The 22,214-nt window shown below is 62.1% G+C and carries 18 protein-coding genes and 1 tRNA gene; 9 read left to right on the top strand and 10 right to left on the bottom strand.

What is annotated here, in order from left to right:
• Positions 1-74: 74 nt before the first annotated feature.
• Entirely contained in the window at positions 75-833 is a 759-nt protein-coding gene (locus NKH60_RS18825; RefSeq protein WP_352817821.1) for a biosynthetic peptidoglycan transglycosylase, read from the bottom strand.
• 79 nt (positions 834-912) lie between these two features.
• Between NKH60_RS18825 and NKH60_RS18820 the strand changes: the two genes are divergently transcribed.
• Positions 913-1,830, top strand: a complete 918-nt coding sequence (locus tag NKH60_RS18820; protein ID WP_352457948.1) for a polyprenyl synthetase family protein — start codon at positions 913-915, stop codon at positions 1,828-1,830.
• A 169-nt stretch (positions 1,831-1,999) separates the two neighbouring features.
• Here the strand turns inward: NKH60_RS18820 and NKH60_RS18815 are convergent, their stop codons facing one another.
• From NKH60_RS18815 to tkt, 3 genes are all read right to left on the bottom strand, one after another.
• Positions 2,000-3,889, bottom strand: a complete 1,890-nt coding sequence (locus tag NKH60_RS18815; protein ID WP_352831389.1) for a potassium/proton antiporter — start codon at positions 3,887-3,889, stop codon at positions 2,000-2,002.
• A gap of 219 nt (positions 3,890-4,108) precedes the next feature.
• Positions 4,109-5,119 carry a type I glyceraldehyde-3-phosphate dehydrogenase gene (gene gap, locus NKH60_RS18810; RefSeq protein ID WP_352831391.1) on the bottom strand — a complete coding sequence of 337 codons (1,011 nt, stop codon included), beginning with the start codon at positions 5,117-5,119 and terminating at the stop codon, positions 4,109-4,111.
• A 158-nt stretch (positions 5,120-5,277) separates the two neighbouring features.
• Positions 5,278-7,269 (bottom strand): transketolase, encoded by a 1,992-nt coding sequence (gene tkt, locus NKH60_RS18805; protein ID WP_352613495.1) that lies wholly within the window; start codon positions 7,267-7,269, stop codon positions 5,278-5,280.
• A 260-nt stretch (positions 7,270-7,529) separates the two neighbouring features.
• On the opposite strand from tkt, the gene NKH60_RS18800 reads away from it, so the two are divergent.
• The 4 genes from NKH60_RS18800 to NKH60_RS18785 all read left to right on the top strand — a co-directional run bounded on the left by NKH60_RS18800 (position 7,530) and on the right by NKH60_RS18785 (position 10,030).
• Positions 7,530-7,802, top strand: coding sequence for a DUF4164 domain-containing protein (locus NKH60_RS18800; RefSeq protein WP_006200774.1), 273 nt, complete (start codon positions 7,530-7,532; stop codon positions 7,800-7,802).
• Between the two features lie 4 nt (positions 7,803-7,806).
• Positions 7,807-8,172: a cell division protein ZapA gene (locus NKH60_RS18795; RefSeq protein WP_254816554.1), complete on the top strand. Its 366-nt coding sequence runs from the start codon at positions 7,807-7,809 to the stop codon at positions 8,170-8,172.
• Between the two features lie 175 nt (positions 8,173-8,347).
• Positions 8,348-9,007 carry a peroxiredoxin gene (locus NKH60_RS18790; protein WP_023678511.1) on the top strand — a complete coding sequence of 220 codons (660 nt, stop codon included), beginning with the start codon at positions 8,348-8,350 and terminating at the stop codon, positions 9,005-9,007.
• A gap of 150 nt (positions 9,008-9,157) precedes the next feature.
• Positions 9,158-10,030, top strand: coding sequence for an MBL fold metallo-hydrolase (locus NKH60_RS18785; RefSeq protein WP_352831393.1), 873 nt, complete (start codon positions 9,158-9,160; stop codon positions 10,028-10,030).
• Between the two features lie 182 nt (positions 10,031-10,212).
• Here NKH60_RS18785 and NKH60_RS18780 read toward each other — a convergent pair whose 3' ends face one another.
• The 3 genes from NKH60_RS18780 to NKH60_RS18770 all read right to left on the bottom strand — a co-directional run bounded on the left by NKH60_RS18780 (position 10,213) and on the right by NKH60_RS18770 (position 13,299).
• The gene (locus NKH60_RS18780) at positions 10,213-10,746 is read right to left on the bottom strand and encodes a hypothetical protein (protein ID WP_352831394.1); all 534 of its coding nucleotides are present in this window, start codon (positions 10,744-10,746) and stop codon (positions 10,213-10,215) included.
• 413 nt (positions 10,747-11,159) lie between these two features.
• The gene (gene rpoH / locus NKH60_RS18775) at positions 11,160-12,071 is read right to left on the bottom strand and encodes an RNA polymerase sigma factor RpoH (RefSeq protein WP_023678514.1); all 912 of its coding nucleotides are present in this window, start codon (positions 12,069-12,071) and stop codon (positions 11,160-11,162) included.
• A 187-nt stretch (positions 12,072-12,258) separates the two neighbouring features.
• Positions 12,259-13,299, bottom strand: coding sequence for an RluA family pseudouridine synthase (locus NKH60_RS18770; protein ID WP_352540247.1), 1,041 nt, complete (start codon positions 13,297-13,299; stop codon positions 12,259-12,261).
• Between the two features lie 26 nt (positions 13,300-13,325).
• Here NKH60_RS18770 and NKH60_RS18765 point away from each other — a divergent pair, with 26 nt between their 5' ends.
• From NKH60_RS18765 to NKH60_RS18755, 3 genes are all read left to right on the top strand, one after another.
• Positions 13,326-13,709: a fimbrial protein gene (locus tag NKH60_RS18765; RefSeq protein WP_352540246.1), complete on the top strand. Its 384-nt coding sequence runs from the start codon at positions 13,326-13,328 to the stop codon at positions 13,707-13,709.
• Positions 13,706-14,113 carry a VOC family protein gene (locus NKH60_RS18760; protein ID WP_352817759.1) on the top strand — a complete coding sequence of 136 codons (408 nt, stop codon included), beginning with the start codon at positions 13,706-13,708 and terminating at the stop codon, positions 14,111-14,113. Before NKH60_RS18765 ends, NKH60_RS18760 begins: the two co-directional genes overlap by 4 nt.
• Positions 14,114-14,203: 90 nt before the next feature.
• Positions 14,204-14,278: transfer RNA gene (locus tag NKH60_RS18755), tRNA-Glu, on the top strand.
• Positions 14,279-14,452: 174 nt separating this feature from the next.
• Here the strand turns inward: NKH60_RS18755 and NKH60_RS18750 are convergent.
• Together NKH60_RS18750 and NKH60_RS18745 are read right to left on the bottom strand one after the other, a co-directional pair.
• Complete coding sequence (locus tag NKH60_RS18750) at positions 14,453-14,719, bottom strand: pyocin activator PrtN family protein (RefSeq protein WP_352872914.1); 267 nt, start codon at positions 14,717-14,719, stop codon at positions 14,453-14,455.
• Positions 14,720-14,862: 143 nt separating this feature from the next.
• On the bottom strand, positions 14,863-15,150 hold the full coding sequence (locus NKH60_RS18745; RefSeq protein WP_352872912.1) for a hypothetical protein: 288 nt from the start codon (positions 15,148-15,150) through the stop codon (positions 14,863-14,865).
• Between the two features lie 145 nt (positions 15,151-15,295).
• Here NKH60_RS18745 and NKH60_RS18740 point away from each other — a divergent pair, with 145 nt between their 5' ends.
• On the top strand, positions 15,296-15,535 hold the full coding sequence (locus tag NKH60_RS18740; protein WP_023720462.1) for a helix-turn-helix domain-containing protein: 240 nt from the start codon (positions 15,296-15,298) through the stop codon (positions 15,533-15,535).
• Between the two features lie 45 nt (positions 15,536-15,580).
• Here NKH60_RS18740 and NKH60_RS18735 read toward each other — a convergent pair whose 3' ends face one another.
• Complete coding sequence (locus NKH60_RS18735; RefSeq protein WP_352872910.1) at positions 15,581-22,171, bottom strand: LPD22 domain-containing protein; 6,591 nt, start codon at positions 22,169-22,171, stop codon at positions 15,581-15,583.
• Positions 22,172-22,214 lie beyond the last annotated feature (43 nt).

Genomic DNA, 22,214 nt, shown 5'->3' with positions numbered 1-22,214 from the left:
GGAATCTGAGAAAGTCGGGTGCCTATACACGCCCGACGGCGTTTTGGCCAGCGTCGCCGTGTTTTTTTTTGACACTATCGCAGGCAACCGACATAGGCGCCGGCGCGGCCGGCGCGCCGTTCGATCAACGCGGCAAGCCGCCTCAGTCCCGGCCCGGGCTTCGCCGGATTGCGCACGATCGGATTCGGCAAGGTGACGGCAAGCAGCGCTGCCTGCCGGCGCGACAGCTGTTTAGCCGAGACGCCGAAATGATGCTGGGCGGCGGCCTCGATGCCGTAGATGCCCGGTCCCCATTCGGCGATGTTGAGGTAGATCTCCATGATCCGCCGTTTCGACAGCACCGCATCGAAATAGACGGCCAGCGGCAGTTCGACGACCTTACGGACCGAGCCCAACGGCCGCGACCATAGATAAAGATTCTTTACCGTCTGCATGGTGATGGTCGAGGCGCCACGTGTCATCTCGCCGGCGAGCGCATCGTCGACGACGCCGCGCAACTCGCCCAGATCGACGCCGCGATGGAAACAGAACTGCCCGTCCTCCGACATGATTATCGAATATGCCAGCACCGGCGCGACATCGTCGATGGAAACCCAGCGCCGATCGTAGCCGGAAAACGTCGCCAGGTCCTTCAGCATCAATGTCGACACCGGATGCACGAATGACGGCAGATACAGGAAGGTCAGCACCACCGGCACCAACGCCAGCACGACGGCGACGGCAATGCCGCGCCGGACCCAGCGTTGAAGACCGATGCGGCTGCCGCGTCTCGGTCTCGCCATGTCCAACCCTTCGGTTTCGTGATCGACGATCGGTTCCGCCAAGCCACCCAGTCCGCGCTACTCCCTGCCCCCGGCATAATGGCGCTTGGCTTCTTGCGCAATGTCTGAGTGTCGGCTACCGCTCCCGACCATGACGAAAGACGACCAAATGGCGTTCGAAGCTGCACTTATTGCCCGGGCAGTTCCGCTCGAGGCGCTGCTGAGGCGGTTGCTCGACGGACGGACGCTTTCGGGCGAGGTCGCGCGGCCCGAACGCCTGATGGCGGCAATGCGACATGGCGTGCTGAACGGCGGCAAACGACTGCGTCCCTTCCTGGTCATGGAAAGTGCTGCACTGTTTTCAGCCGACGGCGAGGCGGCGCTGCGCGTCGCGGCGGCGCTCGAATGCGTGCACTGCTATTCGCTCATCCATGACGATCTGCCGGCCATGGACGACGACGATTTGCGCCGCGGCCAGCCGACCGTGCACAGGGCTTTCGATGAGGCGACCGCCATTCTTGCGGGCGACGCCTTGCTGACACTTGCCTTCGACATCCTTGCCGACGAGGCGACAATGCTGCCGGCCGAGCGCAGGGCAACGCTGGTGCTGGCACTGGCCCGCGCCGCCGGGGCGGGAAGCATGGTCGGCGGCCAGATGCTCGATCTCGAAGCCGAACAAAGCCGGCCGGACGAGGCCGGCATCATCCGGCTTCAGGCGATGAAAACCGGTGCGCTGATCCGCTTTGCCTGCGAAGCGGGCGCTATCCTTGCCGGCGCGCCGTCGGGCGACCGCGAAAGGCTGGCCGAGTTCGGCTCGGCGATCGGGCTTGCCTTTCAGCTTGCCGACGATCTGCTCGACCTGACCGCCGACGCGCATCAGATGGGCAAGGCGACCGGCAAGGATGCCGCGGCCGGCAAGGCGACGCTGGTCGCGCTGCACGGACCGGACTGGGCGCGGGGCCAGCTCCATGGCCTCGTTGACCAGGCTCATGCGTTGCTCGAACCTTTTGGCGAGCAAGCTGCGCTTCTGAAACAAGCGGCGCAGTTCGTAGCGGCCCGCAACAATTAAGCGCGCCCCTATGGCGCGCCGGAGAATTGGCGACTGATCGGCCGAACGTCCTCGCAACCGGCCGATCGGGATCATTTCCGGCGATGTCGGACCACATGGACCCGCCACACCAGTTGCCGAGCCATTCTTCAGCCTCGCGGCAGGGTTCCGCGGCTCGGGTGGACAGCGGTCAGCCTTCGCCAGTTGTCTTTTCCACCACGGGCTGCGGAACCGGTTCCATCTCGGCCGCCGCCTCGACCGCCCGCGCCTCGGCCGGCTTGCGCCGGTTGCGGATGAAGGCGGCGATGCGGTCGCGGATTTCGCCGGCGCTGAGAAACACCGGAACGCGCGCCACCGGCGCGGTCGGCTCAAAGGACAGGCCAAGGCCGGTGATCCTGCCCTTGTCGTCGACGTCGCGGACGATCAGCTCGATCGGACCGAGCAGCACGCGGTCGGCGTATTCGGCGTGGCCGCCGAGCCGGGTAGTGACCAGGTCGCCAATGCTGAGCTTGCGTTCCGCTTCGGTCAGGCCCGGCGCGTAGGCGGTCTCCAGTTCCTCGGCGGGGCGTGACGGATCGACGGCGAAGGCGCCGAAGAAATCAGCGTCCTCGGGATCGACCACGGCACGGCTAGCGAACAGCTTGTCGAGCAGGCGCGGATAGCGGTCCGGCACGAAGATGTAGACATGGTCGCCGGCGGTCAGCCTGCCCATGTCCTGGAAGCGCATCGAGCGTCCGTCGCGCAGCACCAGCGAGGGCCGCGCCCAGCGCGGAATGCGCTCGCCGCGCGCCACCGGGCTGCCGGGCGCCACGCGGTAGGCAAGCAGCTCGTGATGGGCGGAACCCGGCAGTTCGAGTTCGACCTTGTCCAGCGGCCCGAGGCGGGCCGGCACGATCAGGCCGAGGCGGCGCGCCAGCGGGCCGACGGTCCATCCCTGCACGACCAGCGAGACCAGCACGACGATGAAGGCGATGTTGAAGATGAAGCGGCCGTTCTCCAGGCCGCCGAGCATCGGGGTGATGGCGAGCAGGATCGACACGGCGCCGCGCAGGCCGACCCAGGAGATGAAGGCGATCTCGGGGCGCGGCAGGCGAAACGGGATCAGGCAGAGCCAGACGGCGATCGGCCGCGCGACGAAGATCAGGAACAGGCCGAGCAGCACCGCCGGCACCAGGAGCGCCGGAAATTGTGACGGCGTGGCGAACAGGCCGAGGATCAGGAACATGATGATCTGCGCCAGCCACGACATGCCGTCCTGAAAGCGCTTGAGGATGGTGACGGCGCGGATGTCGGAATTGCCGGCAACCAGGCCGGCGAGATAGACCGCCAGGAAGCCGGAGCCGCCAATGGCGCCGGCGGCGGCGAACACCATCAGCGACAAGGTCAGCACGAAGATCGGCAGCAGGCCGTGATCGAGATTGAGCCGGTCGACGAGGCGCACGATGGCGAGGCCGCCGAGCACGCCGACAACGGCGCCAAGCCCCATACTGATGAGGAAGCCGAGGAAAAGGTCGGTAACCAGCATCTTGGCTTCAGGGTTGGCGTGAGCCGCGATGATCTCGACCAGGGTGATGGTCAGGAAGATGGCGATCGGATCATTGGTGCCGGACTCCACTTCGAGCGTGGAGCGCACACGCTCGCGCAGATTGATCTCGCCGGCGCGCAGCAGGAAGAAGACCGCTGCCGCGTCGGTCGAGGCGACGGCAGCACCCAGCAGGAAGGATTCCAGCCAGGTGAGATCGAGAAAATAGTGGGCGGCGGCACCGAACAGGCCGGTGGTCAGCAACACGCCGAAGGTTGCCAGCGACAGCGCCGGTGCTGCCGCCTGCCGCAAGGCGTTGAGCGGCGTGCCGAAACCGGAATCGAACAGGATGACGGCCAGCGCCAATGAGCCGGCAAAATAAGCCAGCCGCGCATTGTCGAACTCGATGCCGAGGCCGTCGGTTCCGGTGGCGAGGCCGATGCACAAAAACAGCAGCAGGAGAGGGGCGCCGAAGCGGAAGGCGATCAGGCTCGAAAACGCGGCGGCAACGACGAGCGCGGTGCCGACCAGCGTTACGAGATAGATCGCATGCTCCATCCGAATTTGCCCCTCACATTCGTGTCCCTCTCGAATTGCGGGAGAGTGAGGCGAAGACGTGACCAGTGCAAGGCGGGAGGGTGGCTTTTTGGTCTATGCCGCTGATTTTCGCAGGTTTTGACGCCCGGAGCGCAATCGCGCCGACCAAAGCGTGGGGCGGTCCTGCTCCAACAAAAACGCCCGGACGAAGCCGGGCGTTTCAGGTCGCGATGGGGAAGATCAGGCGATGGTCTTGCCGAAGGCGACCGCTGTGTCGCCCATGCGGTTGGAGAAGCCCCATTCATTGTCGTACCAGGACAGGACCGAAACGAAGTTGCCATCCATGACCTTGGTTTGGTCGAGCGCCATGACCGAGGAACGCGGATCGTGGTTGAAGTCGATCGAGACATTCGGATGGTGAGTGACGCCGAGAATGCCCTTCAGCTTGCCGTTGGAAGCGGCGATCACCGCCTCGTTGATTTCCTGCACGGTGGTCGAACGCTTGGCGATGAATTTGAAGTCGACGACCGACACGTTGGGGGTCGGCACGCGGATCGAGATGCCGTCGAGCTTGCCCTTGAGGTCGGGCAGCACCAGCCCGATCGCCTTGGCCGCACCGGTCGAGGTCGGGATCTGCGACAGGGCCGCGGCACGGGCGCGGTAGAGATCCTTGTGCATGGTGTCCAGCGTCGGCTGGTCGCCGGTGTAGGAGTGGATCGTAGTCATCATGCCCTTTTCGATGCCGACGGCGTCGTGCAGCACGGCCGCCAGCGGCGCCAGGCAGTTGGTGGTGCAGGACGCGTTGGAGATGACGATGTGGTCCTTGGTCAGCTTGTCGTGGTTGATGCCATAGACGACAGTGAGGTCGGCGCCCTCGGCCGGCGCCGAGACGACGACGCGCTTGGCGCCGGCAGTCAGGTGCGCGGCGGCCTTGTCGCGCGCGGTGAAGATGCCGGTGCATTCGAGCGCGATGTCGATGCCGAGTTCCTTCCACGGCAGCTGCGTCGGATCCTTGATCGCGGTGACCTTGAATTTTTCCTTGCCGACGGTGATCTGGTCGCCGGAGACCGTCACTTCATGCGGGAAGCGGCCATGCACGCTGTCGTAGCGCAAGAGATGCGCGTTGGTCTCGACAGGACCGAGGTCGTTGACGGCGACGACGTCGATGTCCTTGCGGCCGGATTCATGGATGGCGCGCAGGATGTTGCGGCCGATGCGGCCGAATCCGTTGATGGCAACTCTGACGGTCATTGTTCTCTCCCTGGGAGTTGGAGGCCGAAGATCAAGTCCGCAGCTTCATAACGGCGGACGGGCAAAGAATCCAGCCGCCGAGGCGTGGATTTAAATCGATTAGTGTTCCACCGCCCGGCAAAACCGCTATGCCAGCCTTTGCCGGGCGGGGCTCACTTTCATTTGCCATGCAGACGGGCTTCCGCCGCCTTCACCGTTGCCTCGGCTGTGATGCCGAAATGCGGGTAGAGCTGTTCGATGGTGCCGGAGGCGCCGAAGCCGGTCATGCCGACAAAGATGCCGTCGGTGCCGATGAAGTGATCCCAGCCCTGACGGATGCCGGCTTCGATGGCAATCTTGAGCGGCGCATTGCCGATCGTCCTGCTGCGATAGTCGGCGCTCTGCTTGTCGAACAATTCGAAACACGGCACCGAGACGACGCGGGTCGCGTGGCCGTGCTTTTCCAAGGCCTCGCGGGCGGCCAGCGCGATCTCGACCTCGGAGCCCGACGCGAAGATCGTCACCGCCGCCTCGCCACTGGCGGCGGCAAGTTCATAGGCGCCGCGGCTGGAGAGGTTTTCCGCAACGAAGTCGTTGCGTACCGTCGGCAGGTTCTGCCGGGTCAGCGCCAATGTCGAAGGCGTCTTTTCCGACTCAATGGCCAACTGCCAGCATTCCGCGGTTTCCACCGCATCGGCGGGGCGGAAGACATTGTGGTTCGGAATGGCGCGAAGTGCTGCCAGATGCTCGACCGGCTGATGGGTCGGGCCGTCTTCGCCAAGGCCGATGGAATCATGGGTCATGACGAAGATCGAGCGGATGCCCATCAGCGAAGCAAGCCGCATCGCCGGACGGGCATAGTCGGAAAAGCACATGAAAGTGCCGCCATAGGCGATAATGCCGCCATGCAATGTCAGCCCGTTGAGCGCGGCCGCCATGCCGTGCTCGCGAACGCCGTAATGAACGTAGCGCTGGCCGTAATCGTCGGCGGTGATGTTCTTGGTCTGGCTGGTCTTGGTGTTGTTGGAGCCGGTCAAATCGGCCGAGCCGCCGATGGTTTCGGGCACGGCGCCGTTGATGACCTCCAGCGCCATTTCCGATGACTTACGGGTGGCGACCTTCGGCTTGTCGGCGGCGAGCTTCTTCTTGTAATCGCCAATGACGGCGTCGAAGTTGGCCGGCAGCGTGCCACTGATGCGGCGTTCGAACTCGCTGCGCAATTTGGCATCAGCCTTGGCAAGGCGGCTTTCCCAGTCAGTGCGCGCCTTGACGCCTGTCCGCCCGGCGGTACGCCATGCGTCGAGGATATCGGCCGGAACCTCGAAGGGCGGATAATCCCAGCCGAAGAATTTTCTGGCGCCAGCGATTTCCTCGGCGCCGAGCGGCGAGCCATGCGCCTTGTTGGTGCCGGCCTTGGTCGGCGCGCCGAAGCCGATGGTCGTCTTGCAGGCGATCATCGTCGGCTTGTCGGAGTGGCGGGCCGCTTCGATGGCATAGGCGATCGCTTCCGGGTCCTGGCCGTCGATATGGCTGGCATTCCAGCCGGACGCCTGGAAGCGGGCGACCTGATCGGTGTTATCGGCGAGCGACACCGGGCCATCGATCGAGATGTTGTTGTTGTCCCAGAAGACGATCAGCTTGTTCAGTTTCAGATGCCCGGCAAGCGCGATGGCTTCCTGGGATACGCCTTCCATCAGGCAGCCGTCGCCGGCCAGCACATAGGTGTAGTGGTCGACGAGATCTTTGCCGAAAGCGGCATTCATGATGCGCTCGCCGAGCGCGAAGCCGACCGAATTGGCAAGGCCCTGGCCGAGTGGGCCGGTCGTCGTCTCAATGCCCGCGGCATGGCCGTATTCCGGGTGGCCCGCCGTCCTCGACCCCAATTGGCGGAACTGCTTGATCTGGTCGATGGTGATGTCTTCGTAGCCGGTCAGATAGAGCAGCGAGTAAAGCAGCATCGATCCGTGGCCGGCCGACAGGATAAAGCGGTCGCGGTCCGGCCAATGCGGGTTTTTCGGATCGTATTTGAGAAAGCGGGTGAACAGCACCGTGGCGATGTCGGCGCAGCCCATGGGCAGTCCGGGGTGGCCGGAATTTGCCTTCTCGACGGCGTCCATGGCGAGAAAACGGATCGCATTGGCCATCCGGTCATGTTGTTCGCGCGAGGTCATGCTTCCTCCAAAATGGGGGTTTGGGCCTTGGGAAAGCCCTTGAAAAGGGTGCGCGACACATAGCAGGCGCGGCCTTTTAGTCAACAAATCGGTGTGCTTTTGCCGGTCTTGTGATGGCCGTGCGCGACTTACATTAGCGTTAGCAGGGGACAGTCGCGACAGCTTTATTGACGTGCGGTTCACACGACGCGTAATGTTTCAGGGATAACGCGTTCTGAACGTGGATGATTCGGTGATGGGCAGGGCGCAGGACGAAAGCCATGACCGGGGAAACGACCCTCAAGGAAGTCATTGCCAGGCTGGGTAAGGCCATCGAAGGGCTGGAAAACGCCGTCGCGGCCAAGCTTGAGCATGAGCGGGACTATTCGGAAGCCGAGGCCGAAGTGCAGCGGATGAACGCCGACCGCTCGCGGCTGGCGCAGGAGCTCGACAATTCCGAGGCCCGCGCCGAACGGCTGGAAGATGCCAACAAGGAAGTGTCGCGAAGGCTGGTGACAGCTATGGAAACCATCCGCGCGGTACTGGACAGGTAGGCCAATGGCACAAGTCACGGTTTCCATCGACGGCAAGCAGTATCGGATGGCCTGCGACGAGGGCCAGGAAGAGCATCTGATCGATCTTGCCGAGCGCTTCGACCGCTATGTCTCGCATCTGAAGGATTCTTTTGGCGAGATCGGCGACCAGCGGCTGACCGTGATGGCCGGCATCATGGTCATGGACGAGCTTTCGGAACTGCAGAAGCGGGTCAAGGGCATGGAAAGCGAAGTGCTGACGCTGCGCAAGACGCGCGACGACGCACTGACCAAGGCCGACAAGAACGATTCCGTGCTGACCGGGGCGCTCGGCGCACTGGCCCAGCGCATGGAAGACCTGGCGACGACGCTGGCAGTGAACAAGGCCTGAACCAGCGCAGCGAAAATTCCTGCTGCATTTGCCGAGAAGCAATGAAAATATTTCGCCGCCGGCCTTGATGCCGGCGCAACAGGCGTTTGAAGGATGACGCCGGAGTGATAGAAAGGCAAAAGCAGCGCCGGGCAACGCCGGCTGCGATCTGCACGCACAGGGTAAGGGACACGTCATGAGCCTTCGCATCAACGATATCGCACCGGACTTCACCGCTGAGACCACGCAAGGACCGATCAGCTTCCATGAATGGATCGGCGACGGCTGGGCGGTATTGTTCAGCCATCCGAAGAACTTTACGCCGGTTTGCACGACCGAACTCGGCACAATGGCCGGGCTCGAAGGCGAGTTCAGGAAGCGCAACGTCAAGATCATCGGCATCTCGGTCGATCCCGTCCAAAGCCATGAAAAGTGGCAGAACGACATCAAGACCGCGACCGGTCATTCGGTGAACTACCCGCTGATCGGCGACAAGGATCTCAAGGTCGCCAAGCTTTACGAGATGCTGCCGGCGGGTGCCGGCGAGAGCTCGGAAGGCCGCACGCCCGCCGACAATGCCACGGTGCGTTCGGTTTACGTCATCGGGCCCGACAAGAAGATCAAGCTGGTTCTCACCTACCCGATGACGACGGGCCGCAACTTCGACGAAATCCTGCGCGCCATCGATTCCATGCAGCTGACCGCCAAGCACCAGGTGGCGACGCCGGCGAACTGGAAGCAGGGCGAGGACGTCATCATCACCGCTGCCGTCTCGAATGAGGATGCCATCAAGCGCTTCGGCGCCTATGAGACGATCCTGCCATATCTCAGGAAAACCAAGCAGCCTTCCGCCTGAGCAGGCAGAGGCGGCACAGAGAGTTTTCGGTTTTCCTGGCCGTGTGAGCATGGGGTGCTTGACGATGCCTGGTTGACGGACAACCATGCCTTTAATTTGCCGTGGCAGAGAAAATCCTTCCTGCCGTGGTGAGGGGCGAAGGAGGCTGGATTGGACGCATTATCGGCCAGGTCGCAGGTCACCGGCTTCTATGACAAGCCGAGCGGGTCCGTCCAGTATGTGGTCGCCGACATGGCGACCCGCAAATGCGCTATCATCGATCCGGTGCTCGACTTCGACGAAAGGTCCGGTGCAACGGCAACGAAAAACGCCGACGCCCTGCTCGACTTCGTCAGGGAAAGCGGGCTGGAGGTCGAGTGGATCCTCGACACGCATCCGCATGCGGATCATTTCTCCGCCGCCCATTATCTGAGGGGGAGAACCGGAGCGCCGACGGCAATCGGCGAGAAGGTCATCAACGTCCAGAAATTGTGGAAGGTGATCTACAACTGGCCGGAATTCCCCGCCGACGGTTCGCAATGGGACAGGCTGTTCGCCAACGGCGCAACTTTTTCGGTCGGCGGCATTGCGGCAAGAGTGCTGTTCTCGCCGGGCCACACACTGGCCTCGATCACTTACGTCATTGGCGACGCCGCCTTCATCCACGACACGCTGTTCATGCCGGACAGCGGCACCGCAAGGACAGACTTTCCGGGCGGCAGTGCCGAGCGGCTCTGGCGTTCGATCGAGGACATCCTGGCGCTGCCGGACGAGACACGTCTGTTCGTCGGTCACGACTACCAGCCGGGCGGTCGCGAAGCGCGGTGGGAAAGCACGGTCGCGGAGCAGAAAGCCGGCAACATCCATGTTGCCGGCTGCAAGACGGAAGCCGACTTCGTCGCGCTCCGCCAAGCCCGCGACAGGACGTTGCCGATGCCGCGGCTGATCCTGCACGCGCTGCAGGTCAATATGAATGGCGGACGCCTGCCGGAACCGGAATCCAACGGGCAGCGCTATCTGAAGTTTCCGCTCGATTGCCTGTGAGAGGATGGGTCGCTGGCACTACAATGCCATTCAGACTCGGCGCCGCCCTCATCGTTCTGCGATGGTCATCCAAGCTATTGATCCTGATTCGATTTTTGCGATGTTTGAATCCGATAGGTCTATGCGGGACGACGGTGGCGGCAGCCGGATGAGGAGCAGCGCAGACGCCAGCCAGTCGAGCGTCAGGGTTTTGTTCGGCGGGCTAAATGTTCATACATGATTTGCCAAGGATCGCTCTCGGAAGATCTTTCCTCGCCGATCCAATGGAAGCTGGTGGCAGTGATCTCGGTGAAACGCCATCGAGTTTGCAGACCGCGCGAGTCATTGCCGAGCTGGACAATGTCCTTACCCTCGGCCCGCCCGATCTGGCGCGAGTGATCCCGGTTGAGCGGGTCGTTCCATATGATATGCCAGCCATCGATCCCAGGGTCGAAGATGCGCAAGGTTGTGCCATACATCGCGGACGGAGCAGGGCGCTTGGGCCTGATCCAAACGTCCTGAATCGCGCGGCCTTCGAGCACCCAGCCAAAATGGCATTCGCCATCCCATTTCTGGATTGTGCCGTCGTCGAGGTAGTGGACCGAGTCCATCTCCCAGCTTCCAATTAGCCATCCATACAGGGCCATGTCTTTCGCTCGATCGGCTGGCGGACCGTCGGATCCGAGGGCGGCCAGAAACGGAGAAATCGTCATCATCACACTGCCTTTCGTTTCCAATAGACGAACTCAACTGCCCGACGGACCGTTGTCGCGCCCGCCTGCCGCAAGCGCCGGGTTGTGGAATGCCGCGGTCGGCGCCGCAACATTGCCGCCACAGCTTGCAGCCTTGCGGTTTTCAGGGCTTGGGGAAAATTGCGACAATGCCGCTATCAATGAGATCGTCTGGGGACGCCTGGCAAGGCTACTGAGCAGTTAGGGCGACGGATCGGACATCCGCGAAGGCGCCGCGGAACCGGCAACCCGCTAATGCATGTCGTGCAAAAGTGTGCAGCGGTTTTGCGATAACGACATGCATAAAAACAAGAATCTAAAGCGCGCCGCACAAGGCCGGCCCGAACGCGACGCGCTTTAGAAAAAAACGGCGGCGCCAGTTACCTGACGCCGCCGTTATTTGTTTCTACCGGAAGGCCTTACGCCGCCGGCTGCGCCTCGATGGTGCGCAGCGCCTGCGTCTGGCGCTTGGCTGCGGCCTTGACCGCGTCCTGCACCTTCTCGAAGGCGCGCACCTCGATCTGGCGCACGCGCTCGCGGCTGATATCGAACTCGGCCGACAGCTCTTCAAGCGTCAACGGCTCATCGGCGAGGCGGCGCGCCTCGAAGATGCGGCGTTCGCGGTCGTTGAGCACGGCAAGAGCGCCCGACAGCATGCCGCGCCGGTTTTCCAGCTCGTCCTGCTCGATCAGCATCTCTTCCTGGCTTTCGTGGTCGTCGACCAGCCAGTCCTGCCATTCGCCGGACTCGCCTTCACTGGCCCGGATGGGCGCATTGAGCGAGGCGTCGCCCGACAGGCGGCGGTTCATCGACACGACTTCCGCTTCCGAGACGTTCAGCCGGGTGGCAATCTCGGTGATCTGGTCCGGCTTCAAATCGCCTTCATCGAGCGCCTGGATCTTGCCCTTCACCTTGCGCAGGTTGAAGAACAGGCGCTTCTGGTTGGCGGTGGTGCCCATCTTGACCAGGCTCCACGAGCGCAGGATGTATTCCTGGATCGAGGCCTTGATCCACCACATCGCATAGGTGGCGAGACGGAAGCCGCGCTCCGGTTCGAATTTCTTGACGGCCTGCATCAGGCCGACATTGCCTTCCGAGATCACCTCGCCGATCGGCAGGCCGTAACCGCGATAGCCCATGGCGATCTTGGCGACGAGCCGAAGGTGGCTGGTGACGAGCTTGTGCGCAGCCGTCGTGTCCTCATGCTCGGCGTAGCGCTTGGCGAGCATGTACTCTTCCTGCGGCTGAAGCATCGGAAAGCGGCGGATTTCTTCCAGGTAGCGGCTGAGACCGCCTTCGCCGGAAACGATACTGGGTAATGACTGGGCCATGATAGCGCCCCCTCTCTATTGGAGTGATGCCCCCGAAACGCGGCGGGCATGTGGCGCGAATGCCAAAGGCACATTCGCGCCAACCGACATATATAGGAACAAAACCAGAAAGACAGGCATTTGTTCAACACGAAACAGTGTGTCACGTTGAAGTGAACAACGCCGGTCAGGTTTTCAGGTGGCTGGTTCAGAGCTTGCGGAAGCCGTCGACGAGTTCCTCCATGTCCCACGGTATCGGTGCTTCGAACCTCATCGTTAGATGGGTATCGGGATGGCGAAATGCAAGGAGGCGGGCGTGCAAAGCTTGTCGCGGAAACGCCTTTACCTTGCTTCTTAGCGGCTCGGGCAACCGATTGGCCTTGGTGCGGAAAGCCTGACCGTATTCGGGGTCGCCAATCACCGGATGGCCGATATGGGCCATGTGGACGCGTATCTGGTGAGTGCGACCGGTTTCCAGCCGGCATTCGACCAGGCTCGCCATGGCGAATTCCTGCTGCTGCTCGCCAAAGCGCTCAACGACGGTGAAATGCGTGACGGCGTGGCGGGCATCGTCGCGGCCTTGCGGCACCACGGCGCGGCGTACCCGGTCGGCGGCGCGGCCGAGCGGCGCGTCGACGGTCCCGGTCGGCCTTGCCGGTATGCCCCAGACCAACGCCAGATAGGCCCGCTCGAGATCGCCGGTCAGGCCGTGGTCGGCAAAGGCCTCCGACAACGCCTTGTGGGCGCGATCGGTCTTGGCGACGACCATGACGCCGCTGGTCTCCTTGTCGAGGCGATGGACGATGCCCGGCCGTCTCACCCCGCCGATGCCAGACAGGCTGTCGCCGCAATGATGGATCAGCGCGTTGACCAGCGTGCCGGTCCAGTTGCCGGCGCCGGGATGAACGACCAGCCCGGCCGGCTTGTTGATGACGATCAGCTCGCTGTCCTCGTAGAGGACGTCCAGCGCAATATCTTCGCCTTGCGGCGCCGCCGGTTCCGGCTCCGGCATATCAACCGACACGCTGTCACCTTGCGCCATCTTGCGCTTCGTTTCGCTGGCTGGCTTGCCGCCGATCCTGACGGCGCCCTGCTTTATCAGCATCTGTACCCGGCTGCGCGACATGTCGGGGCCGAGCCTGGCCGCCAGCCATTGGTCGAGCCGCTGGCCGGCCGCATCAGCGCCCGCCTCCAGGACGATCGGTCCGGCCCCTATTAATTGTCTGACCACTTCGTTATGAGCGCTCATCGAAAACAGTTCCGGAATCTGCTGCCATGGCCCGGCCGCTTGCCGACGAAGACGAGGAAAAGCCGCTCGACCCCGAGGTCGAAAAGGTGCGGAGGAAGCTCGTCCGCTTCGTCGCCATCAATCTCGGCCTGCTGTTCCTCGCCCTTATGGTGGTGATCGCGGCACTTGTCTACAAAGCGCGCAACGCGCCGCCTGCCGCCCCTCCGCTAAGCAGCGACATCCAGGTGCCGATCGGCGAGACGGTCAACGGCGACATCGTGCTGCCGGTCGGCGCCAGGGTGATCAGCCAATCGCTGTCCGGCAATCACCTGTCGATCGACGCAGAGCTGCCCGACGGCAGCCGCGCCATCTTCGTCTATGACATCACCGAGCGCCGCATCGTTGGCCATTTTTCGATCAGGAACAAATGACCGGTTTTGCCGAATACCGCAGCATTGCCACGGTCGCGCTTGTCGTCGCAAATTATGACGAGGCGATCTCGTGGTATGTCGACCGGCTGGGTTTTGTGCTCGCCGAAGATGTCGATCTCGGCGGCGGCAAACGCTGGGTCACGATCACGCCGTGCAACGGACAGGGTGCGCGGCTGCTTCTCGCCGAGGCATCCGGCGATGCGCAAAGGCACGCCATCGGCAACCAGACCGGCGGCCGGGTCTTTCTGTTCCTCGAAACCGACGATTTTGCCCGCGACTATGCGCTGATGCTCGAAAAGGGCGTTGAGTTCCGTGAGGCGCCCCGGCACGAGACCTATGGCACTGTGGCGGTTTTCGCAGATCTCTATGGAAATCTCTGGGACCTGATCGAGCCAAAACGCTAGGCTTGCAGCGGATACTTCACCGGCGCGATCGGCAGCCTTAAGCCTAGTTGCTTTTTGCCAGCCGTCAGCCTATATCGCCGGTTCTTGAACGCGCCCATCGTCTAGCGGTCAGGACACCGCCCTCTCACGGCGGGAACAGGGGTTCGATTCCCCTTGGGCGTACCAAGGATTTCAATTGCTTAGCTACCTCGGGTAACCGTGCGTCGAATATTCATCGAATAAACGACTGCGTACGTTCGCGTATGATGGCGGACTGGAACGCCGGTCGATGGTCGGATGGGTATTGCCTGGAGAATGGCAGGGAGTAGCTCAGGCCAGAGCCCTGAAAATTCGCATCGCTCATCGCCGTCCTTGCAACTGGTCGCACTCCTTCTGTGCTGCCGCCCTCCGCTTATCGATCCAGGCAGCAAGGTCCAGGAGATAGACGCCCTTTGCCGCCTTCTGGCTGCTCTCGATCCTAACCACGGGCAAATCGATCTCTCCCTCTGTCGTTTTGCGAGCGAGCATCTGCGGCGTGAGGTGCTGAAAATAGTCTCGGCAAACAGCGTGGATAGGGATGACCGCTGCGCCATTGTATTGCGCCATCAGAAGGAAAGCGGTGTTCATATCAAAAGCCTCGCTCCAGTAGGTTTCGCCCCTGCCCGGTAGAGCTTTTGCCTTGCTTTCGGCCGCATCCGCAAGAGTTGCAATAAAAGCAACAACGGGCGTTGCGATCGCAACGCCCGTTATCCCTTTCCCAAAAGGGGATTTCAGTTCAACGCGCCAGGATCAGCATTGACCCAATAGGTTCCGTCGATCCAAGCGGCAGCTGTGGCCTTTATCCGGATTTCCGTTTCGCTCTGTGCCGGCAGAGATGAGATTGTTTCCGCAATGGCTAAGGCCGGCGCGCTTGCGGCGTCGATCGCCGTGAACTCCTCATCAACGCTGATGTCGTCGGGCAGCGCGTCGATCTTCGCCTTGGAATAGGTCATAGCCTGATGCAGCAGGATGCCGAGGAAACTCATTTCGCCTTCGAAGACAATGCCGTTGCGGTCCATGATGCCCGTCCTTCCGTTTTGGTTCAGTCAACGGTATCCTTTATAGATATTCCGTTGTCCCTTATGGTCAATGATGCAAAACCAGTTGTCAAGCCATTTCGGATAATCTATTATCTTTTTTAGACACCGCGAGGGGAATGCGAGAATGATCAATGCAGAACAGATGCGCGCCGCCAGAGCGCTGCTCGACTGGACCCGTGACGACCTCGCGGAAAAGTCTGGAGTGTCCGCGCCGACAATTAAGCTTATGGAAACGCGAGGCACCGAGCGAAGTGTAATCGCTACGGTGAATGCTGTTCAGACGGCCCTTGAGGTTGGCGGGGTTGCATTCATACCGGAGAACGGCGGAGGCGCTGGAGTGCGCAGGAGGGACAGGAGGGCATGACCTCGCCACTGCGTGAAGTCGTCCCCGCCAAGGATGAGGGATAACTTAGCCCCCAATCCGGCCGAGCAGGTATTCAAGCGGCGAAACGTCCTTGCCCTCCGCTTGTCGCCATGCAGCATCGACAAAGCGATTGATCTGAACAGCCGGCAGGCCGGTAGCGAGGCAGGTCGCGTTGATCACCGCCTTAAGATCAGACGCATTGACCTTCCCATCTTCTAGGAATGGGGCCGTGAGAATATCAGCTACGCCCTTGCCGCCGCGCACCACGTCCTTGACGAAGCTGCCGTATGCTCCTCCCGCCTCAAAGCCCTGCATTGCGCTCACGCTGTCGCGGATGAACGGCAGCGTTCCCATGACGGAAAACGCTGTTTGCTTGGCGAGGAACGCCGCCCATTCATCATCCTTGTCGTCTTCGTCGTCGGGTAGCCGGCCACGGATCGCCGCGCCCACCACAGCCTCAAGCGTGAACAGGAACGCCATATCCATCGTCCAGGACAGCGCCTCTTGCGCCGAGCGCGCTGAAAATCCGTCTTGCCCGATTAAACGCTTGGCCTTGGCCGTGCGCTCATAGGCGACGTTAAACTTAGCGAACATGTACGAGCCGAGCGCCGTAAACAGCCGCACAACGTCATTCTGCCGCGCGGTGCGCGAGACAGAACCGCGCTCGACCGCCGAGCGATCGGCAAACAGGCCCGACGCCTGGGCGCGCTTCACTACGGCATCAGCATGGGCGACGGCCTTGGCCTCGTCATTGCCGTTCTGCCGCAAGCCCTGCCGATAGCCGGCCAGCCATGTCGGCACATCGGCGAGATACCATTGCACCTTGGTCATCAGCCAGAAGGCCAGCGTCCCCACGATCTCAGCTTTGATTTCACCCCAGCGCGAGGCAACCGGCCCCGTCTTCGGATCGGAATAGAAATCAAAGATATCCTTGTTGAACGTGGTCTGACGTGACGCCATGAACGGCGACTTGGCCGCGATATCGCGCGCCATGCTGATCGGGTTTTTCGCCGCCTGCATGATGCCAATAGCCATATCCTTCTTGCCGACGACAACCATCGACTGAGACAGGCCAGTCACCTGCATTGCGACCGTCGAAATATTGAAGGCCAATTTAGCCGCGGTGAAATTCGATTTCAGCGTGCGGGCCGCGCGGCCGACCAGATCGGCGGATTTCAACTCACCTTCCGCCACGTCCTTTAGCCAGATTTCAAGCGCGTCAAAATCTGCCTGCTTTCCGGCTTCCATGAACGCCGAACGAACCTCGCCATTCTGAAGAATGCGCCAGGAGTTCGCGACCGGCTCACTAAGCTCTAGGTCATATATCACCTGATTGACGTGACGGTGCAGCACCGACATATCAAGCTCGACATCGCGGCCCGAGGATCGCGCGCGCTCCTTGAGGTGCCCTTGCCGTGTCTGCGCTTTGCCAAACCGGCCGGCCTGGAGCGCCTGGGCGATGTTGTTCGCCTCATCATCGCGAGCGAGCGACGACAAGCGCGGATCGTATTTGAGCGGGTAATAGCCGCCCTTCAAGGTCTTGCCGGCGATCTCGACCGGCGCTGCCTCGACCCAATCCGGTTCAACGCCCGTGGCGCGGCGCTCGCGAGCGGCGATATCGTCACGGAACGATCCGACATAATCCCACACCGATTGCACGAAAGCCGCGTCTTTCGCGTCGAGCGTGGCGATCACGGCAGCTATTTGAGCCTCAGACAAGGATCCTCTAACTTTTGGATCGGTGAGCCTCGCCCGGTTGCCAGCGTTGCCGAGATTGAGCGCAACGGCGATCCGCTCCCACTTCGAAAGCGCATAGCCGAGTTCGGGGATATGATCGCGGACGGCCATGCGGCGGCGATCCGCCTTGTCATAGACGGCATACAGACTTTCGAGATCGCTCGCCGCTTTCAGCTTGCGCACTGTCAGCCGATCCATCGCCTCATCTATCGGCGTCTTGATGTTGCGATAGGCCGCGCCCAGGTCCTTGAACCCGTCGATCTCGCGCAGGATCGTGCCGGCATTCAGCACCAGGTCAAAGAACTGGCGAACCGAATGCCGCAAGGCTTCACCCTTGGTTCCGACGCGACCGGGCGGGCGCTTCGGCATGTTGGCGTCAAAGGCCGCGACGACATCGGCAACGACCGCCTCAAGCTCGCGCTGCTTTTGCGCGTCGATCAGCTTGTTCCATCGTGTCGCCATGTGCTCCAGGTTCTTGAGACTGTCGATCACGCCGCGCATTTCTTCGACCGGCAGGGTTTTGTAGGGACGCCTCGCCGCGTCACTCAGGACAGCCTCAGGAATGGCAAGCTCATTCTCCCGGCCCGCAGCCGTCATTGCGGCGACAAACGCGTTCAGCGCCCCGCGCCGCCCCTCAGCGGCCCCACTCAGCTTGCGGAAGTCGTAACGCTCAAGGATTTCATCGATAGCGCCGAGATAGTCCACCTGGGCGTTCTCGCGCCGGCCAGCGCCAGCGATCCGTTCGCGCGTCGATTTCTTGCCGAGCTTGGCAACGAAGTTTTCCGCCTTCTCGACTTCATCGGCGACGTTGCGCGCTTCCATATACAGCGCGTGATTGATCAGTTGGCGGCGCTTGGTCTCGATCAGCCGAGCAACCGTTTCGTTGTAATTCCCCGTCGACGCATTTGCCAGATCAATCTGAGGCGCAACCGCCTCGACAGTGCCGGCCTCGCGCATGGCGGCGCGCGCCTTGGTCGCAATCCGGCGACGGGCGTTCTGCATCCATAGGCTTTCTCGCGACAGCATTGCGCCGAGCTTGGCAGCTTCATCAGCGGCCTTGCGTTCGGCGGCGAGGAACCGGCTGGAGTTTATGGCATCGCGGACGCGCATGCGGGCAATCGACGCGCGAGCCGACGCGCGAGCCTCTTTCGCGGTCATGCCAATGCCGGTTCCGGCGACCTCGACCACGGCCTTGAGTTCCGCCGCGATCCATTGGCCGCGCTTGTCGCTGTGCAGCGCATCGAGCGCCGCCGCCTCGACTGAGCCGTCAGTGAGCACGTCGCCGTGCCGCTCGCGCATCGTCTTATCCGTTTCAGCCTCAATTGCTTCCTTGCGCGGCGGAGCCTTTTCGAGAGCCTGGATAAGCTCATCGCCGCTATCGAACCCGAACCATCCGGCAGCGTCGTCAGGGTCAATCCCGCCCTCGACCGCGTAAATGGTTTGCATGCCGCGCGGCAGCGTCTTCAAGACGCCCTCACCATAGCGCTGCACAAGGATTTCCTTGGACAGCCGGATATCGGGCATTCCTTCCGGCTTCGTTTCGGTGTCCCACCAACGGCGATTGCCCATCCATTCCCATGCGCGATAATAGCGATAGGTGTTGACTTGGCGCTCGACTTCCTCGCGCACCTTGGCGCGCTCATCCTTGAACCACTTCTCTTGCGCTCGCTTTACCGGAGCCATCGCCTCGCGCAACAGCCGCGCCTTGGCGTCATCCTCCGCCTGATCGCGCAGCTTAAGGAAGGAGGCAAATTCGCCCGGCGTCAGGCCCATTTCGTCAGCCGTGGCGAAGACCGGCCCGTGATCGCCGGCCTGCTCCTTGGCTTTGGCGATCTCATCATCCGAGGCAACCATGCGGTCGAAGACCTCGCGAATGCCGTCCGACACAGTGACGTTTAGGCCGGCTAGCCGGCGATAGACCGAGATCAGCCAAGACCGGAATTTCTCGAATGCGCCGCGAAGCTCGATTGATGGCGCTTTGCCTTCCATCAAATAGGCTTCGAACCCGCGCGCCCATTGCTCTTGCATGCCGACATCAACCGCAGCGTCCTTCATCAGATCGCCGGTCGTTCCATTGGCGAGCGCCGCGTTCACGTCCTCAGCGGTCAGGGTGACATCAGGCATCACGCGCATGCCGTCTTTCGCCACGGCGTCGGCATTCTCGCCCCACCATGCTTTGACGCTTTCCATGTCGCCGGATGCCGTCGCCTCGCCCTTGCCCGCGAGATCGCGCAGCACGGTCAGGAAGTAGTGCCCGCTCTCATGCAGGAATGTCGACAGGTCCGCGCCTTCGAACAGGCGAACAACCGTATCGCCGTTACCGACGCCGCCGCCTGGGAACTGGATCGAGCCCCGCGGCCCGCGCACGTCGCCGGATTGGCCGTACTTCTTCCCCTCATCCGCCTGATCGGCTTGAACGGCAGCACGGATCGCGGCGTCGTCATCATCCAACCCGACGCCCAGGCTCGACAGATACGCCTCGATTTGGTCAAGCTGGGCGGAGTGATCCGCCGCAGCTGGGTCAGAGGGAACCGCATAGTCAGCTTCGCCGCGCAATTCGCGGTCGATGGCATCGAGCAACGCGTTACCGATGTTCGGAACCTCGCGCCCTTCCTTCACCGCGTTGCGGTATTCGGTCGCCACCGGATCGTTCGCCAGATAGCCGGCCTCAATCGCCGCCTGAGCCACATCATCAACGCCGTGCTTCTTGCCGCTCGCCTGCCCGAACATGTCGCGCATGCCGTCGACAATGCCGCCGCGCGCCAGCTTGAGCGACTTCTTGCCCTTGCGCTTGATCACGGCAGCATCGCGAGCCTTCAAGTTCCCGCCTACGTCATTGATGCCGCCGTAATCGGAAATGAACTCAAGCAGCGATTGCCGCTTGTCGAGACCGGCAGAGCGACGAACTCGCGCCTCCGCTAGCGTCCTGTTCAACGCGTCAACGTCGCGGAACTGCATGCCTTCCGGTATCGATCCGCTCACCTGTGGCAGCGGATAAGCGGCCATGAAGTCTTCGACCGTCTGCCCCGAGCGTTCGGCCATAGTGCGATAGAACGCCGGATAAAGCGTGGCCTCAGTCGTGGCTACATCGGTCGACCGGCCGGCCTCGCGCAACCGCGAAACCATCGTGTCATAGATTTGCTGTTCGGAGGACCGCGAGCCCTCATCCTCCAGGCGCGCGGTCTCAGCGGCTTGGAATGCTTCATCCATCGCGTCTTGCGCGCGTTCGTTGAATTCCTTGGCCTCCAGTGCCGTGAACTCATTCGGATCGAACCGCATGTTTTCCATGAGGAAAGCGTCGTGTTCGGTGCCGGCGATCTTGGCCGCATAGGTGGCAGTCGGAATTTGCAGATCGCCGCCGCCCGCAAGCGCAACGTCGAGATCGTCACGGCTCACGCCGTCGAGTTCATCGACCAGGGCGTAAGGATCGACGCCGAGGCTTTGGAAATACGTTGAGAACTGTTCGGCCGGGACATAGACATTTTCAACCGGCCCGTTCGCGGTCGCGGCCTCAACAAACTGGCGGAACTTGTCGGGCGTGCGAGCGCGCACCGCCGACGCCTGGGCGTTGGCGGATATCTCACCAACCTGGGAGACTGTTCCCTCAGCGGTCTTGGCCTTGCGCCGATTGGCTGCAAACTCGCGACCAGCCACACCCATATCGACGGGCGCAGTGGCGATTTCTGCGACACCTTCCGCAATGATGTCGTTCCAGTCGACTGGCTGACCAGCCGCAACCCGCGCGCCGTACTCACCGGCAGAGCCGAGGATCGCCTGTTGAGCGCTTTGCGCTATCGCTTCGACAATGGGATTGTGAGACGCGGCCTTGCCGGCGAGACCACCGGACAGCAAATCGAAAGCGCCAACGATTGCGCCGCGAATGACGCCGCGCTTTGCCGCTTCCTCCAAAAGCTTCGGATCGGACAGAACGCGCTGCACGTCCTCAGGCTTGCCGAGGTCGATCCCCTTTTCTGCGAGGAAGTCGGCCGGCGCAGTGTAGCGCTCCGTCGCGTAGGAGCCGCCACCGAGAACGCCCACGCCAAGCGCCGGGTTGAACCGGCTAGCAACGAGCGCCGCCGCGAGTTGCGGCGCGCTTTCGCCGGCCGTCTCCAGAGCCCACGACAGACCGCCGACAGGGTTTTGAAGGAACGCGGTCCCGAAATTGGCAATCGCTTGGCCGGCCGTCGCGTCCTTGACCATTGCGGCCTTTTCGAACGCCTGAGCGGTCGCCGATTTTGGCGTTGCTGCAAGTCTGTCTTGGCTGGCTTTCACGCCTTCCGCGAATTGCACCGCAGCCGCGTTGTCATCCGCGCCGATCATGTCGGCGTAGCGGGCATCTACCCAGCGCCCAAACGCGCCGAGGTATTCCGCGCCCGTCCATGTCTCAAGCGGATTGCCCTGCATATCCTTCAAGCCGGAACTGGTTTTCTCTTCCTGGAGGATTTGCCCGAACGGCTTGGAGCGGTCGCGGTCGCGGCCGGCCGTCTGTTCGAACATGAATTGATTGCCCATCTGGCTAAGACGATCACCCGAGCGTGACAGCGTGTTCGCCGCGCCGCGCCCGAAGCCTTCGAACCAGGACAGGTTTTGAAGATCGTCGCGGGCGAGCGCCGCATTGTCGGGGCTGCGCAGCCATTCCGTCAGGCGCGGCTTTGATGATAGGATCGTCTTGTTCTTCTGTTCTTCGATCTTTTGCTGAAAGACGTTCCTGTACTCGCGGACCATTGGCAGCGGCGGAACCGGGTTGCCTGTGGCCTTGCCGAACTCGTTTGCGAGGTTCAGATCGCCGGCTATTTCGTCGGGCTTCTCGTTAACCGAGCCAAGCACGACTTGCGCCGCACCGACGCCGTTCTGTTGCCTCTTGGCTTCCCAGGCATTGTAGTCTGCGATCGTATCCATTGAAGGGTCAGTCCTGTCGGTGTGTGATTTTCTGGAAGGTTGG

The sequence above is a fragment of the Mesorhizobium sp. M1006 genome, assembly GCF_040318825.1.
Lineage (GTDB): Bacteria > Pseudomonadota > Alphaproteobacteria > Rhizobiales > Rhizobiaceae > Mesorhizobium.
The sequence above is the reverse complement of the archived record's forward strand: the minus strand, read 5'-3'. Positions and strand labels throughout refer to the sequence as shown.